At 61.6% G+C, this 15,435-nt stretch carries 13 protein-coding genes; 6 read left to right on the forward strand and 7 right to left on the reverse strand.

Translation table 11 applies throughout. The features are described 5' to 3' along the window. The first annotated feature begins 53 nt into the window (after positions 1–53). Positions 54–1,541: a xylulokinase gene (xylB, locus tag J3Q04_RS13455; RefSeq protein ID WP_434611287.1), complete on the forward strand. Its 1,488-nt coding sequence runs from the start codon at positions 54–56 to the stop codon at positions 1,539–1,541. A gap of 12 nt (positions 1,542–1,553) precedes the next feature. Next, positions 1,554–2,492: a carbohydrate kinase family protein gene (locus tag J3Q04_RS13460; RefSeq protein ID WP_420766858.1), complete on the forward strand. Its 939-nt coding sequence runs from the start codon at positions 1,554–1,556 to the stop codon at positions 2,490–2,492. Between the two features lie 71 nt (positions 2,493–2,563). Here J3Q04_RS13460 and J3Q04_RS13465 read toward each other — a convergent pair whose 3' ends face one another. From J3Q04_RS13465 to J3Q04_RS13480, 4 genes are all read right to left on the reverse strand, one after another. Beyond that, the gene (locus J3Q04_RS13465; RefSeq protein WP_434611574.1) at positions 2,564–2,842 is read right to left on the reverse strand and encodes a DUF1652 domain-containing protein; all 279 of its coding nucleotides are present in this window, start codon (positions 2,840–2,842) and stop codon (positions 2,564–2,566) included. Positions 2,843–3,222: 380 nt separating this feature from the next. Next, positions 3,223–4,230, reverse strand: coding sequence for a threonine ammonia-lyase, biosynthetic (gene ilvA / locus J3Q04_RS13470; RefSeq protein ID WP_434611285.1), 1,008 nt, complete (start codon positions 4,228–4,230; stop codon positions 3,223–3,225). Between the two features lie 257 nt (positions 4,231–4,487). Then, positions 4,488–5,636, reverse strand: a complete 1,149-nt coding sequence (locus J3Q04_RS13475) for a PQQ-dependent sugar dehydrogenase (RefSeq protein ID WP_434611283.1) — start codon at positions 5,634–5,636, stop codon at positions 4,488–4,490. Positions 5,637–5,676: 40 nt separating this feature from the next. Then, a complete protein-coding gene (locus J3Q04_RS13480) occupies positions 5,677–6,018 on the reverse strand; it encodes a hypothetical protein (RefSeq protein ID WP_420766856.1) in 342 nt (113 codons plus the stop codon). A gap of 221 nt (positions 6,019–6,239) precedes the next feature. Between J3Q04_RS13480 and J3Q04_RS13485 the strand changes: the two genes are divergently transcribed. After that, positions 6,240–7,130, forward strand: coding sequence for a Ku protein (locus J3Q04_RS13485; protein ID WP_434611280.1), 891 nt, complete (start codon positions 6,240–6,242; stop codon positions 7,128–7,130). A 33-nt stretch (positions 7,131–7,163) separates the two neighbouring features. Beyond that, positions 7,164–9,152: a DNA ligase D gene (gene ligD / locus J3Q04_RS13490; protein ID WP_434611278.1), complete on the forward strand. Its 1,989-nt coding sequence runs from the start codon at positions 7,164–7,166 to the stop codon at positions 9,150–9,152. 5 nt (positions 9,153–9,157) lie between these two features. Here ligD and lpxO read toward each other — a convergent pair whose 3' ends face one another. Next, positions 9,158–10,057: a lipid A hydroxylase LpxO gene (lpxO, locus tag J3Q04_RS13495; protein ID WP_434611276.1), complete on the reverse strand. Its 900-nt coding sequence runs from the start codon at positions 10,055–10,057 to the stop codon at positions 9,158–9,160. 404 nt (positions 10,058–10,461) lie between these two features. On the opposite strand from lpxO, the gene J3Q04_RS13500 reads away from it, so the two are divergent. Together J3Q04_RS13500 and J3Q04_RS13505 are read left to right on the forward strand one after the other, a co-directional pair. Next, on the forward strand, positions 10,462–12,048 hold the full coding sequence (locus tag J3Q04_RS13500; RefSeq protein ID WP_420766852.1) for an ABC-F family ATPase: 1,587 nt from the start codon (positions 10,462–10,464) through the stop codon (positions 12,046–12,048). Between the two features lie 345 nt (positions 12,049–12,393). Further along, positions 12,394–13,587 (forward strand): MFS transporter, encoded by a 1,194-nt coding sequence (locus tag J3Q04_RS13505; RefSeq protein ID WP_434611274.1) that lies wholly within the window; start codon positions 12,394–12,396, stop codon positions 13,585–13,587. On the opposite strand, the gene J3Q04_RS13510 is transcribed toward J3Q04_RS13505, so the two are convergent. Next, positions 13,581–14,618 carry an alpha/beta hydrolase family protein gene (locus J3Q04_RS13510; protein ID WP_434611272.1) on the reverse strand — a complete coding sequence of 346 codons (1,038 nt, stop codon included), beginning with the start codon at positions 14,616–14,618 and terminating at the stop codon, positions 13,581–13,583. The genes J3Q04_RS13505 and J3Q04_RS13510 overlap by 7 nt on opposite strands. A gap of 183 nt (positions 14,619–14,801) precedes the next feature. Further along, positions 14,802–15,410, reverse strand: a complete 609-nt coding sequence (locus tag J3Q04_RS13515; RefSeq protein ID WP_420766849.1) for an FMN-dependent NADH-azoreductase — start codon at positions 15,408–15,410, stop codon at positions 14,802–14,804. Positions 15,411–15,435: the final 25 nt, after the last annotated feature.

A 15,435-nucleotide genomic window follows, 5' to 3' on the forward strand; every position in this document is an offset into this window, starting at 1 on the left:
CCACAGGTTTTGTATGTCCCTGACGATAATCTGATGCTGATCCGAGGATTTCCATGGCAAACCAACAACTGTTCCTGGGCATCGACTGCGGCACCCAAGGCACCAAGGCGCTGATCCTCGACGCGGCCAGCGGCCAGGTACTCGGCCTGGGCGCCGCGGCCCACAGCATGATCAGCGGCGCCAACGGCCGCCGTGAACAAGAGCCCCAGCAGTGGCTCGACGCATTCACCCAGGCGACGCACCAGGCATTGGCCGCCGCCGGGGTCGATGGCCAGGCGATTCTCGGCATCGGCGTGTCCGGGCAGCAGCATGGCTTGGTGCTGCTGGATGACCAAGGCCAGGTCCTGCGCCCGGCCAAGCTTTGGTGCGACACCGAGACCACCCCGGAAAACGATCGGCTGCTGGCGCACCTGGGCGGTGAAAGCGGCAGCCTCGAACGCCTCGGCGTGGTGATCGCGCCGGGCTATACGGTATCCAAATTGCTCTGGACCCAAGAGCAGCACCCCCAGGTCTTCGAGCGCATCGCCAGCGTCCTGCTGCCCCACGACTTCCTCAACCACTGGCTCACCGGTCGCCATTGCAGCGAATATGGCGACGCCTCGGGTACGGGTTATTTCAACGTACGCACCCGTCAATGGGACGTGGCGCTGTTGCGGCATATCGACCCCAGCGGCCGGCTGCAATCGGCTTTGCCCGAATTGATCGAGGCTCACCACCCTGTCGGCAGGATCCTACCGGAGATCGCCGCGCACCTGGGGCTGAACCCCGAGGCGGTGGTGTCCAGCGGTGGCGGAGACAACATGATGGGCGCCATCGGCACCGGCAACATCCAGCCCGGCGTGATTACCATGAGCCTCGGGTCCTCCGGCACCGTGTACGCCTATGGAGCGGAGCCTACCGTCAGTCCGCAGCCATCGGTAGCGACCTTTTGTTCCTCCAGCGGCGGCTGGCTGCCGCTGATCTGCACCATGAACCTGACCAACGCCACCGGGGCCGTGCGCGAGCTGCTGGACCTGGACATCGACACCTTCAACACCCTGGTATCCCAGGCACCGATCGGCGCCGAGGGCGTCTGCATGCTGCCATTCCTCAACGGTGAACGTGTCCCCGCCCTACCCCACGCCACTGGCGCCCTGCTGGGCCTGACGACCACCAACCTGAGCCGGGCCAACCTGTGCCGCGCGGTGGTCGAAGGCACGACATTCGGCCTGCGCTACGGCCTGGACCTGTTGCGTGCCAATGGCCTCAAGGCCCAGAGCATCCGCCTGATCGGCGGCGGCTCGAAGAGCGCGGTCTGGCGGCAGATCGTCGCGGATATCATGGACACCACCGTCATCTGCACCGAGCAGAGCGAGGCGGCGGCCCTGGGCGGGGCAATCCAGGCTGCGTGGTGCCATGGCGGCGCGCAAGAATCCCTGGCCGATCTGTGCGAACGCTGCGTCACGCTCGACCCGGCCAGCGAAACCCGCCCCGTCATCGAGCATGTCGCGGCGTCGCAACACGCCTACGAACGTTACCGGCAACACGTCGCAACCCTTTGAGAGCAGGCAATTATGTATTTGGTGTGTGGTGAAGCGCTGTTTGATTTCTTCAGCGCAAATGAAGCACGAACCCCGGCTTCCCAAGTGAATTACAAAGCGATTGCCGGCGGCTCGCCCTTCAACGTGGCGGTGGGGCTGCGGCGGTTGGGGGTCGAATCAGCGCTGTTTACCGGGCTTTCCGCCGACTATCTGGGTCGTCGTCTGCACCAAGTGCTGGTCGACGAAGGCGTCAGCACCCGGTTCGCCCACGACTTCGATGTGCCAACGACCTTGGCGATGGTAGCTGTCGGGGCCAACGGCTCGCCGCATTACAGCTTCCGTGGCGAAGGCTGCGCGGACCGCCAACTGAGCCTCGACCATCTGCCGACCCTGGGCCCGGAGGTGCGCGGTTTGCACGTCGGCTCGTTTTCCCTCGTGGTGCAACCCGTTGGCGATACATTGCTTGCGCTCGTGCAACGCGAGAGCGGCAAACGCCTGATCAGCCTGGACCCGAACGTGCGGCTCAACCCGCAACCGGATATCGAGCTCTGGCGTTCGCGAATAGCGACACTGGTACCGTACGCCGACCTGATCAAAGTCAGTGACGAGGACTTGAGCCTTCTTTATCCCGACCGCGATCCACAGGATGTCATCGCAGGTTGGCTGGAACACCGCTGCCAACTGGCGTTCCTGACCCGTGGGGGCCAGGGCGCGACGGTGTTCAGCCGTCAGCATGGGGTGTGGTCGCTCCCCGCTTGCCCGGTGCAAATTGCCGATACCGTGGGCGCAGGCGACACGTTCCAGGCGGCGTTGATCGCTTGGCTGACCGAACAGCGATTGGATGATGTGGAGGGTTTGCATTCGCTGGACGCTGGGCAAATCGGCAAGATGCTCGACTTCGCGATGCGCGCTGCTGCGTTGACCTGCGCCAAAACCGGACCGGATTTGCCGTACCGCCAGCAGCTCGATTAGAAAGGAATGACTCGACGCCGGGTTCGACCACATCGGACCCGGGCGTCAGGCTTGCTTAGGTTGGGCTGGAGTTAGCGCCCGTTCATTCGGTGCTGCTGATGAAAATAATTGCCTGAACCGTGACCGTGATCCAGTTCAGTACGCAGCTCGGCAATCAGATCATTGATCGCCCGGCAGCCCGTGAGCTTGGTGGCATCGATGTCGCTCTTGACCAGTGCTACGCGATCGGTTTGATGATCGTCGTAGATCTTGACGGTCATGGACAAGTCCGGTGACAAGGTGCATTGCGACCGCTTGGGCAGCAGGCTGCTTTCGATGATGTTTCGCATTTCGAGGGCAGATAAAAACATGGCAACTCTCTCCTGTTGAGCCAGCCAATTCATGTTCACGACGGCGGTATTTTCGTCCGTTTCTTCCCTGCGGACTGGACTGTGAATGCCGTGCCGTTCGTTCATTTTGGCGTTTTCTGGTGTTGGGGCCCGTAGATCGGGCTCCTGTATTTACCCGCAATTAATATGCCCATATCTGAATACTTCCAGACTGTTACAAATCAATGACTTAGCCAGTAACGCCCCTAGAAGGACCGTGCAAAATGCATGGCGAGGGCCTTTCTTCCATGCAAACTGCAATCAGTCAGTACGACGTGCCACGCTCAGAGTAGCCACTGTTTCGACTTCATGGCCGGGCGTCCGTCGGCTGATTTAAAAAAAGTTCGCCTGACGGTTCAACATCAAGCGATTTCCACGGCAGCACGTTCCGCCACGTGGCGCAAGCTGTCGAAGTTGATGTTGGCGCCAGAATCGATAGCAACGAACGTTTGCCCTTGCGCTCCGCTTTGCGCCACGTGTTGCTTGATTCCCGCTACCGCCAGTGCACCGGAGGGCTCGGTGATTGAACGTGTATCGTCATAAATATCTCTGATCGCCGAGCAGAGCTGGTCATTGGTCACGGTGATCACATCATCGACACAGAAGCGACAGATATCGAAACCGTGGGCGCCGATCTGCGCCACCGCCACACCATCGGCAAAAGTGCCCACGCTGGGGAGCGTCACCCGCGCACCCGCTGCCAGCGCGGCTTGAAGACAGGCGGAGTGTTCTGATTCAACGCCGATGATGCGGACTTCGGGGCGTAGATATTTGACGTACGCCGCCACCCCGGCGATCAGCCCTGCGCCGCCCACTGGAACGAAAATCGCGTCCAATCGGCCTGGGTGCTGGCGCAGGATCTTCATCGCAACGGTTCCCTGCCCGGCGATAACATCCGGATCGTCGAACGGCGAAACGAACTCCCGTCCGCTACGGCGAGCCAGTTCCAACGCGAACGCCAGGGCAAACGGGAAACTTTCACCGTGCAACAACGCCTCGGCGCCTCGGCTGCGTACACCCGCGACTTTCAACTGCGGCGTGGTCTGCGGCATCACAATGCAGGCCGAAATGCCCAGCTCCCGCGCCGCCAGCGCCACGCCCTGGGCATGATTGCCCGCCGAGGCGGTGATGACCCCACGGCTGCGCTGCTCCGGGGTCAGTTGCACCAACTTGTTGTAAGCACCGCGGATCTTGAAGGAAAAGGTCGGCTGCAGATCTTCACGCTTGAGCAGGATCTGATTGCCGAGGGCCTGGGATAGCGCGGGTGCCGCCTGCAACGGTGTGGCCACCGCCAGCTCGTAGACCGGGGCGGCAAGGATCCTTTTTACATACTGTTCCAGCAAATCCAGCTCGGCACTGGTCGGGGTCATGGCGGTCTCCTCGGTTCTGAAGAAGCCCTGGAGACAGAAAGAAAAAACCCGCCTCTAGGGCGGGTTCGGTGCAGCCGTCAGCTAGCCCGCCAATCAGGAATGGCGGTAATAATGCTTGGCTGGCTGCGCAATACGGTGGAAGTCATGGCTGGAAATTAGCCGCGACGAAGCGGTAAGTCAACGGAAATCAAGTCGCTGCAATCTTGTGGCGAAGGGGTGAATCCCCTCGCCACAACTTTAGTTTCATCGCATCGCGATTACTTCAGTCCGACCTTGTACAACGCGCCGTCATCTTCGTCCGTCAATACGTAGAGGAAACCATCCGGGCCCTGGCGAACATCGCGGATGCGCTCCTTGAGCTCACCCAGCAAGCGCTCTTCATGAACGACCTTGTCACCTTCGAACTCCAGGCGAATCAGGTCCTTGGACACCAGCGCGCCGATAAACGCGTTGCGCTGCCAAGGCTTGAAACGATCGTTGTCGTAGAACGCCATGCCGCTGAGCCCCGGCGATACCTGCCAGACGTGGTGCGGCCCTACGGTGCCTTCGACAGTCTTGCCCTGGGCCTCGGGAATCGGCGCGCCGGAATAGTTGTCGCCATGGGTCGCCAACGGCCAGCCATAGTTCTTGCCTCGCTCGATGATGTTCATCTCGTCACCACCCTTGGGACCGTGCTCGTTTTCCCACAACGTGCCGTTCCAGGGGTTCAGCGCAGCGCCTTGGGGGTTACGAAGGCCGTATGACCAGATCTCCGGGCGTACGTTTTTCTGGCCGACGAAGGGGTTGTCGTCAGGCACCTTGCCGTCGGGGTAGACCCGCGCGATCTTGCCCTGCAGCTTGTCCAGGTCCTGGGCGGTGGCACGGTCGTTGTTCTCCCCTAGCGTAATGAAGAGATAGCCATCCCGGTCGAACACCAGGCGGGAACCGAAGTGGTTGCCAGTGGAGAGCTTGGGCTGCTGTCGGAAAATCACGTCGAAGCCGTCAAGGCTTTTCAAGTCCTTGGACAATTGCCCCCGGCCCACGGCAGTGCCGGCCTTGCCGTCCTCCCCGGCCTCGGCGTAGGACAGGTAGATCGTGCGGTCCTGCTTGAAGTCCGGAGACAGCACCACATCCAGCAAACCGCCCTGCCCCTTGGCCCAGACCTGCGGAACACCGTTCAGCGGTGCAGACAATCGTCCATCGGTGCTAACCCACCGCAGGTTGCCGGCGCGCTCCGTCACCAGCATGCCTTGCTGGTCAGGCAGGAACGCCACGGACCAAGGGTGCTCGAGCCCCCTGGCTACCGTCGTGACTTCGAGGGTGCCCTCCTCGCTCTTCAATGCCTGGACTTGCGCGGCGAAGACCGGTGTGGCGAAGACCACCATGGCGCTGGCAAACAGGGTGGCCCGGAATGTTTTACGCAACATGCACACTTCCTTCTGTGGTGACGTGGATCAGGACGGCGCCTCAGCGATTGCCGTTGTTCGTGTTCCTGGGGGGTGTCGGAGATTCGATCGTCGGCCGTGGCGAACCGGCTGGCGAGCCAGCCCGAGGATAGCCGTTGCCGATACCGCCATTTTCCAAGGTCGGGGGCCGCGGCACCGGCACCGTCGGGTTGCTGCGAATGGTTGGCACGTTGGGCTGGGTGCCCTGCATGCTGTTGGGGTTGGCCCGGCGGATCGGGCTGTTGTACGGATTGTTGTTGCCCGGCACGTTCTGCGCTAGCAACACGGGCCCGGTGACCGGGGTAACGGCCTGGGCCGTGGCGCTCATGAAAAGCGCTATCAAGGCGAGCACCCGCCTGTTCATGGAAACCTCCCTGCGACACGAGACGATACCGGCATATCGAAAGCACGCTACGCCGCAGGTTCGTTGTTGTTAAGCGAAATATCCCACTGAAGATGTAACGAGGCATCTCCGCCTGCGGCCTCCCATGGACGTCAACCGCAGCCAGCCGGCGCCCGGCGGAAACTTTTCTCAAGCCAGTGGGGTCACCAGAGAGACCACTCACCGGTAAGGAAAAATGCACCATGGCACGGGCAATCTGGAAAGGCGCAATCAGTTTCGGACTGGTCCACATTCCCGTGGCGCTGGTGTCGGCCACAGCGTCCCAAGGCGTGGATTTCGACTGGCTGGACAAACGCAGCATGGATCCGGTGGGGTACAAGCGTGTCAACAAGGTCACCGGCAAGGAAGTGACCAAGGATGACATCGTCAAAGGCGTGCAGTACCAGAAGGGTCAATACGTGCTGATCAGCGAGGAGGAAATTCGCGCAGCCCACCCCAAGTCGACCCAGACCATCGACATTTTCTCTTTTGTCGACACCGAGAAGATCCCGCTACAGAACATCGACAAGCCTTATTTTCTGGCGCCGGACAAGCGCGGCGGCAAGGTCTATGCGCTGCTGCGCGAGACCCTGCTCAAGACCAACAAAGTCGCCCTGGCGAATGTGGTGCTGCATACCCGCCAGCACCTGGCGGCGCTCATGCCGCTGGAATCGGCCCTGGTGCTGGTGATGCTGCGCTGGCCTGCCGAAGTCCGCGAACTCGATGTACTGGAACTGGGCGACGAAGTGACCAACCCCACGTTGGCGAAAGGCGAACTGGAGATGGCCAAACGCCTGGTGCAAGACATGAGTGGTGACTGGGAGCCCCAGGAGTACCGCGACAGTTTCCAGGAAAAAATCATGGAGCTGGTGGAGAAAAAGGCCACCGAAGGCCGGCTCGAAGCGGTGGAAACCGACCCTGGCGAAGAACAGCGCAAGACCGCCGACGTCATCGACCTTACCGAACTGCTCAAGCGCAGCCTTGGCGGCAAGGGCAAGGCCCCGGAAAAACCAGCCGAAAAGACTGCGGCAAAATCGACCAAGACGCGTAAATCCGCTCCAGCTAAAAAAGCCACCAAGGCCTCCCAGGGCTAAACCCCGGGCGCCTGCAATACAAGGGAATCTGTCATGGCCAAGGCCGAGAGTGAATCTGCCCGTCTGTCCGATGTGGAAGCGGACCCAATAACGACTCGTACCCGTGCCCGACGGGGCGAACAGGTGGACAACGGCCGGCTCCCGGAACGTCTGTCACCACCGCTGGCCACGCCGGTGGAGCACCCACCGGCGGGGGAATGGCGCTATGAAGTCCAATTCCACGGGTATCGACTCCTGGCGCGAATCGAGAACGGCGAAGTACGCCTGTTGAATCGCAGCCACACGGACTGGACCGAACGGCTCAGGCTGCACGCCGACGCCCTGGCGAAGTTGGACCTGGGTGACTGTTGGCTCGATGGGGAACTGGTGCTGCTCGACGACACCGGCCATTCCGACTTCCCTGCCCTGCGCCAGGCCTTCGAGATCGGTCGTAGCGTCGACATGGTCTACTTTCTTTTCGACGCGCCGTTTCTCAATGGCATCGACATGCGCCAACAACCTTTGGAAGAACGCCGCGCCGCACTCAAGAACGCCCTGAAGAACAACACCAGCAAGCGCCTGCGGTTTTCAGAGGCATTCTCCGCCAGCCAACACGACATCTTCGAAAGTGCCACCGCCCTTTCCTTGGACAGTGTGGTCGGCAAGCGCCTGGGCAGCCCCTATGTCTCCGGCCGCAATCCCGATTGGGTCAAGCTCAAGTGTCGGCTGCGCCAGTGCTTCGTTATCGTGGGCTTCACGCGCCCGCAAGGCAAACGCAGCGGTTTTGGCGCACTGTTGCTGGCGGTCAACGGGCCGTCGGGGCTGGTGTACGCCGGTCGGGTCGGCACGGGCTTCAGCCAGTCCCAACTCAAGCAACTGCATGAACAACTCTGCGCCCAGGAGCGCGAAACCTCACCGCTGGACAAAACGCTCAGCGGCGCACAGGCACGCGGCGTGCATTGGGTCGAGCCGACGCAAGTCTGCGAAGTTGAATTCGCTGAATGGACCGGCGACGGCCTGGTCCGCCAGGCGGTATTCCTTGAGCTACCGGGCGACGGGCAAGCCAGTCGCGTTGTGCGCGAACAGCCCATGCCGATAAAAGCGGCGGCCCCCAAGCCCAAGCGTCGGACCAAGGCCAACGCCGCCAAGGTCGACGGCGTGGTGATCACCCACCCCGACCGCGTCGTCGACAGCGTCAGCGGCGTGCAAAAAGCAGAGCTGGCGCAATACTACCTGGACATCGCCCCGTGGATCCTGCCCCACCTCAAGTTGCGCCCGGTCGCGCTTGTGCGGGCACCGGAGGGGATCGGCGAAGAACTGTTCTTCCAGAAACATGCCGACCGCCTGGAGATCCCTCATATCAAACAGCTGGACCCGGACCTGGACCCAGGCCACGCGGCGCTGATGGAGATCGACAGCGTCCATGCGCTGGTCGGCGCCGCGCAGATGGGTGCGGTGGAGTTGCACACCTGGACGGCGACCCATGACCGGATCGAGACACCCGACCTGTTCGTCCTGGACCTGGACCCCGACCCGTCGCTGCCCTGGAGCGCCATGCTGGAAGCGACACGCATGACCTTGTCGGTGCTTGACGAACTGGGCTTGCAAGGATTTCTCAAGACCAGCGGTGGCAAAGGCATGCACGTCATCGTGCCGATGGCGCGCAGCGAGGGGTGGGATGTCACCAAAGCCTTCGCCAAGGCCATCTCACAATTCCTGACCCGGCAGATGCCGCAACGAATCACCGCGACCATGGGGCCGAAGAACCGAGTGGGCAAGGTGTTTGTCGACTATCTGCGCAACGCCCGTGGCGCCAGCACCGTGGCCGCCTACTCGGTGCGCGCAAGACCAGGCCTGCCGGTTTCGGTCCCGATTGCACGGGACGAACTGGACGGCCTGCGCAACGCCCAGCAATGGGACATCCAGACGGCGCTGGAACGGGCCAAGGGCCTGGGCGTCGATCCGTGGGAAGGTTATAGCCATCGCCAGCGGATCACCACCAGGATGTGGACACAGCTGGAGGCTGAAAAGCCCGGTTCCTGAACCTTTCAGATCCAGACGAAAATAGCCAGCAGAGCGCCGAAGAACGCCCATTTCTGCAAGTAGTACAACTTGCGGTTGCGTTTCTTCAGCGCTTTGCCTTGCAGACGAATCTTGTACAACCGTGAAAACGCCCGGTTCAGGCCGCCAGTCTTGTCACCGGCATCGTTCGGCGCTCCAGCGGCGGACATCACGGTACGGCTGAACCAACGGTTGAACGCCGTGGCCCAACGGTACTTCATGGGCCGTTCCACGTCGCAGAACAAGATGATGCGGTTATCTGGCGTCGTGTTTTCGGCGTAATGGATGAACGTCTCGTCGAATATGACCGCCTCGCCGTCCCGCCAGTGATACGACTGGCCGTCGACATCGATGTAGCAACCGGCATCATTGGGCGTCTGCAGGCCCAGGTGGTAGCGATAGGAGCCGGCGTACGGATCACGATGTCGGACCAGTTTCGAGCCCGGCGGAAGTTCAGCGAACATGGCCGCCTTGATCGAGCCGATGCCCTGCACCAGCTCGGTGGTGCGTGGGCACAGCTTCATGGCCGACGGATGGCTGTCGCCATACCACTTGAGATAGAAACGCTTCCAGCCGGTCTTGAAAAAGGAGTTGAAGCCCACGTCGTCATATTGGTTCGAGCGCTTGATCTCGCCTGCTTGCAACAGGTTCTGACCCTCGGCGCGAATTTCTTCCCAATGGGCCTGCAACGGACTCAGGTCCGGGAACTCGCCTGGGCTGAGGAACGGCTTGTTGGGGAATTTCGAGCACAGGTAGAGCAGGCAATTGACCGGCGCGAGGAAGGACGAGTGGTCGCTCAGCTGGCGTCCGAGCTTATGCCGCACGCGCCCACGCAGATGCACATAGCAGATGGAGAGGATATAGATCGCAACGATGATGAGCTTCACGGAGTCCGTCACAATGCAAGAGTTGACAGGCGGCGTCTCCTGGCCAGCCAAGCGGCGAGGTAGAGGGCGTCGAGTGAGATGGCATTTTAGCCAGACTTTGTAACTGAAAGTTATCCTCAGTTGTGAAAAACTGTCTCGCCCGGGCAATACCCTATCGTTAACGCGTCCAGATCAGTACAATCGCCGCCCAATATCACGCGCCCCCTTTTGGCCGATGCCGGAAAACCGACCTCGGCGCCTATCCATTCGGGCGAGGCGCTCCGTATGCAGCTGTCCTCTTATGCCGGATGGACCCTTGCGCTTGCGACCGCGAAGCTTCCAGCGCGGTGCGGATCGGCGCAAACAGGTACTGAACAGGTACTGCCGCACCCTTAGCTACTCTGAATGTTCCGCAGGATAAACCTTTGATTTCTACAGCTAACATCACGATGCAGTTCGGCGCCAAGCCGCTGTTCGAAAACGTCTCTGTCAAATTTGGCGCGGGTAACCGCTACGGCCTGATCGGTGCCAACGGTTGCGGCAAGTCGACCTTCATGAAAATCCTCGGAGGCGACCTCGAGCCATCCGGCGGCCAGGTGATGCTGGAGCCGAACGTGCGCCTGGGTAAACTGCGCCAGGACCAGTTCGCCTACGAGCAATTCACCGTGATCGATACCGTGATCATGGGCCACGAAGAGCTGTGGAAGGTCAAGGCCGAGCGCGACCGCATTTATTCGCTGCCGGAGATGACCGAAGAAGACGGCATGGCCGTGGCCGAGCTCGAAACCGAGTTCGCCGAGATGGACGGCTACACCGCCGAATCCCGCGCCGGTGAACTGCTGCTGGGCCTGGGCATTCCCCTGGAACAGCATTTCGGCCCGATGACCGAAGTCGCCCCAGGCTGGAAGCTGCGTGTGTTGCTCGCCCAGGCATTGTTCTCCGATCCGGAAGTGCTGTTGCTCGACGAACCGACCAACCACCTGGACATCAACACCATCCGTTGGCTGGAAAACATCCTCACGGCGCGTAACAGCACCATGATCATCATTTCCCACGACCGGCACTTCCTCAACAGCGTCTGCACCCACATGGCCGACCTGGACTACGGTGAGCTGCGCCTGTTCCCAGGCAACTACGACGAATACATGATCGCGGCCACCCAGTCCCGCGAGCAGTTGCTGTCGGACAACGCCAAGAAGAAAGCCCAGATCGCCGAATTGCAGACGTTCGTCAGCCGGTTCTCGGCCAACGCCTCGAAAGCCAAGCAGGCCACTTCCCGCGCCAAGCAGATCGACAAGATCCAGCTGGCCGAGGTCAAGCCATCGAGTCGCGTCAGCCCGTTCATTCGCTTCGAACAGACCAAGAAGCTGCACCGCCAGGCCGTGACCATCGAGCGCATGTCCAAGGGCTTCGACGGCAAGACGCTGTTCAAGAACTTCAGCTTCACCGTCGAAGCCGGCGAGCGCGTGGCGATCATCGGCCCCAACGGCATCGGCAAGACCACCCTGCTCCGTACCTTGATGGGCGAGCTGACACCGGACGCCGGCTCGGTCAAATGGACCGAAAGCGCGGAACTGGGCTACTACGCCCAGGACCACGCCCACGACTTCGAGGACGACGTCAGTTTGTTCGACTGGATGGGCCAGTGGACTCAGGGCGAACAGATGATCCGTGGCACCCTGGGTCGCATGCTGTTTTCCAACGATGAGATCCTCAAGTCAGTCAAAGTCATCTCCGGTGGTGAACAGGGCCGCATGCTGTTTGGCAAGCTGATCCTGCAAAAGCCGAACGTACTGGTGATGGACGAACCGACCAACCACTTGGACATGGAATCCATCGAAGCGCTGAACCTGGCGCTGGAGAACTACCCGGGCACGTTGATCTTCGTCAGCCACGACCGCGAATTCGTATCGTCCCTGGCGACCCGCATCATCGAGCTGAGCGCCGATGGCGTGGTCGACTTCAGCGGCACCTACGATGACTACCTGCGCAGCCAGGGCGTGATGTTCTAAGAACAGCCACAAGCCGTAAGCCTCAAGCTGCAAGCGAAAGCCCTGTCCATGTGACGGGGCTTTTTCGTTCCAAACCCAAAAACCGGTGGGAGCGAGCCTGCTCGCGGAATGGCCACTCCTGCCAGCATCCCATTGCCTGACCCACCGCCATCGCGAGCAAGCTCGCTCCCACGGGGCACTTGTGGCCTGCCCCAAGGCTCAAGTACACCCAAACACTGTGGGAGCGAGCCTGCTCGCGATGGCGTTGGCACAGCCATCCCGCTCAACAACCGTTAGCCAGCTTCCTTTTCTCCCCGCCACGCGCCATGATGAAGCACTCCTGCCGCTGCCCGCGAACGAGCCACCATGCCAACAGCCCAGCCCGCTCCCAGCTCCTTGTCGATCACCTTGCAGATCGTCTCCATCGTTTTCTACACCTTTATCGCCTTTCTTTGCATCGGACTGCCCATCGCCGTGTTGCCAGGCTATGTCTACGATCAATTGGGCTTCAGCGCCGTCATCGCGGGGCTGACCATCGGCTCGCAATACCTGGCGACCCTGCTCAGCCGCCCCATGGCCGGAAGGCTGTCGGACAGCGTCGGGACCAAGCGGGCCATCGTGTATGGTTTGCTGGGGATTCTGCTCAGCGGCGTGCTGACGCTGATCTCGACATTGCTGCAGGATTTCCCGCTACCAAGCCTGGTGATCCTGATCGCGGGACGTTTGCTCTTGGGGGTCGCCCAAGGGCTGATCGGTGTCGGGACGATCAGTTGGTGCATGGGCCAGGTCGGCGTGGAGCACACCGCCCGCTCGATTTCATGGAATGGGATTGCTTCCTACGGCGCCATCGCCATCGGTGCGCCGCTGGGGGTGGTGATGGTCGGCAGCCTCGGCTTCGACAGCCTGGGCATCGCCTTGTCCTTGTTGGCCGGCATGGCGCTGCTGCTGATTCGCAACAAGCCGTCGGTACCGGTCGTGCGTGGCGAGCGCCTACCCTTCTGGGCCGTGTTCGGGCGCATTTCGCCCTTTGGCGCGAGCCTGTGCCTGGCCTCGATCGGCTACGGCACGCTCACCACCTTCATTACGCTGTTCTATGTCAGCCGCGGGTGGACCGGCGCGGCGTGGTGCCTGACGGTCTTCGGCATCTGCTTCATCCTGTCGCGGCTATTGTTCATTTCCAGCATCGCCCGTTTCGGTGGCTTCAGCTCGGCCATTGTCTGCATGAGCATCGAGACCGTGGGGCTGGTGATGCTCTGGCTCGCCCCCTCCACCGCGTTTGCCCTGGTGGGCGCGGGCCTGGCCGGTTTCGGCTTGTCGCTGGTCTATCCGGCGTTGGGCGTGGAAGCCATCAAGCAGGTGCCCAACAGCAGCCGAGGTGCCGGGTTGAGCGCCTATGCGGTGTTCTTCGACCTGGCATTGGCGATTGCCGGCCCACTGATGGGCGCGGTGGCGTTGAACCTCGGCTACTCGTCGATCTTTTTCTTCGCGGCCTTGTTGTCGCTTATCGGCCTGGGCCTGGCGCTACTGCTGCGCCGGCGGGCCGAGCGTAGCGATCACTGATCGGCCGTCCTCATGCCCGCGCGGGTCGGCTTGCCCAGTGCCTGGCTGAAGAAGCGACTGGCCTCGGAGATCATGGTGCGGTGGATGTCCTTGCGATCGACCCCATCGGCATCGGTACACAGCGCCGGCATTGCCGCGCTCTGCTCGTCGGTGCATGGGGCCATGAAGACGAAGTGGCCGGCCCCGGCCAATGTCTTGAAGTCCGGCGCGGTGGGCAGCTTGCGCGCCAGGGCCGCGGCGTTCTTGTCGAACGCCACCAGTTTGTCGCCGTCGCCACTGTAGAGCAGCACCGGCACATGGACGTCGGCCAACGTGTGACGGCCGAATTTCAGGCTCAATGGCGCCATCAGCAACAATGCGCGAACCCTGGGATCAGCCACCGGCGACAGGTCATCGCGATCGGCAATCAGCTCACCCTGGGTATTGCAGGCGTCACGGTCATCGGGCCGTTCCTGGCAATAGCGCCGCAGGCGATTGAGGTCTGGCGTGGCGCCGGAAAGAATCAAGGCGGTTTCACCGCCCGCCGAATAGCCGATCACGCCCACCTGTCCGGCATTGACGAATGGCGAGAGCATGGGGTCGTTCAACGTTGCGGTGATGGCTTCGGAGATCTGGATCGGCCGCCCGTACAAATTGCTTAAAGTACCGAGTCGGCTGTGATCCTGGGCGTTGTCCCCCGGATGTATCACCGCAACCACCACGAACCCCTTGCGCGCCAGCGACGTGGCCAGGTCATGCAGGGCCAAGGGCGTGCCGGTGTTGCCGTGGGAGAGCATGAGCAATGGAAACCGGCCGATGGCGATCTGAGCATCCTGCGCCGCGTCGATCTGATAGCCGCCCAGGGAGCTGGACTGATCCTTGGCGGTGGACGGATAGAACGCGATGGCATGCATCGGCTGCTGGTCCAGCGGATCGAGAAAATCCAACTCATGGAAACCGGCGCTCCAATGCGGATGCGGCGCCGGCGCGGCCTGCACCGGACCGAGGCTGGCAAACAGACAAAGCAGTAATGCTGCACCAACACGTGTCATCGAATCTTCCACCTTCGCACGCACGGGGAAGGCCCCGTCGTTAGCGTTCTGGCCGTGCATATCCTGCGCCATCCAGCCCAGCGCCGACATACGAAAAAACCCCGTATTCCAGCCGCTTCATGACGACGAGAATACAGGGTTTTGCAAAGGTTGCCCGAAGCGCCTGGCGCCTTTACGCAAGCCTTACGCGGCAGCGAATTGCTGGCCGATCTGCAGCTTGGCTTCGCTTATCGCTTTGCTTCGCATGTCATCACCGTAGGCCAAGCCTTCGGCGCGGACGAATTCGATGTCGGTGATGCCCAGGAACCCGAACATTTGCTTCAGGTAGTCCTCATGGCCTACGCCACTTGGTTGCCCGGCATGTAGGCCGCCGGAGGTCGAGACGATCACCAGCTTCTTGCCGCCGCACAGGCCTTCGGGGCCGGCTTCGGTGTAGCGGAACGTCTGACCAGCCACGGCGATGCGGTCGATCCAGGCCTTGAGCTGGGTCGGAATGCTGAAGTTGTACATCGGAGCAGCGATCACGACGGCGTCTGCCGCAAGGAATTCGGCCATGGTCGATGCGCTGAGGTCGGCTTCGTGCTTGAGGGCAGCATCGCGCAGCTCAGCGCTGGTGCCGGCGGCGACCAGCGTCTGGGCGGAAAAGTGGCTGATGGCATCGGTCGCCAGGTCGCGGTAAGTGACGGTGATGCCCGGCTCGGCGGCTGTCCAAGCCTGGACCAGTTCACGGCTCAATTGGCGCGAAGCGGAGTTGTCGCCGAGGATGCTCGAATCGATGTGCAACAGTTTCATGTGAGTGCTCTCCAAGTGAGGATCG

Origin of the sequence: Pseudomonas sp. D4-21, assembly GCF_051132125.1 — a bacterium.
Lineage (GTDB): Bacteria > Pseudomonadota > Gammaproteobacteria > Pseudomonadales > Pseudomonadaceae > Aquipseudomonas.